Source organism: Suilimivivens aceti (assembly GCF_025567405.1).
Lineage (GTDB): Bacteria > Bacillota > Clostridia > Lachnospirales > Lachnospiraceae > Suilimivivens > Suilimivivens aceti.
Window position 1 is genome coordinate 1 of the sequence record NZ_JAOQKJ010000041.1, and the last position, 315, is coordinate 315.

The window sequence follows — 315 nt, forward strand, 5'->3', positions numbered from 1 at the left end:
TTTAATTGAGGAGTATCGTTTTAATAAAAATACTCTTTCAAAATATTTAGAAATAACTGAAGAAACAATAGATGGAGTAGTAATGGGCAATGTGGAATGTTTGCCAGATGATCCTGCATTGCGTCTTAAAATACTTAGTAAAGCAGGATTTCTGTATTTTGGAGCGATTGAAGATAAGGATAAGCAATTAAGCGGTTTTTTGGAAGTGCTTGTTTCCTATCATGGCATATCCAAGCTAACGATAGCAAAAATGGCTGATGTTGAGGAACAGGATATTGACAGGCTTTTAGCCAATCCGCCAGAAAAAGTTGAAAT

At 34.9% G+C, this 315-nt stretch carries 1 protein-coding gene; it reads left to right on the top strand.

Annotated elements, in window-relative coordinates; all coding sequences use genetic code 11:
- On the top strand, positions 1 to 315 hold a 315-nt coding region (locus OCV77_RS16400), incomplete at both ends, for an HTH domain-containing protein (RefSeq protein WP_262576005.1).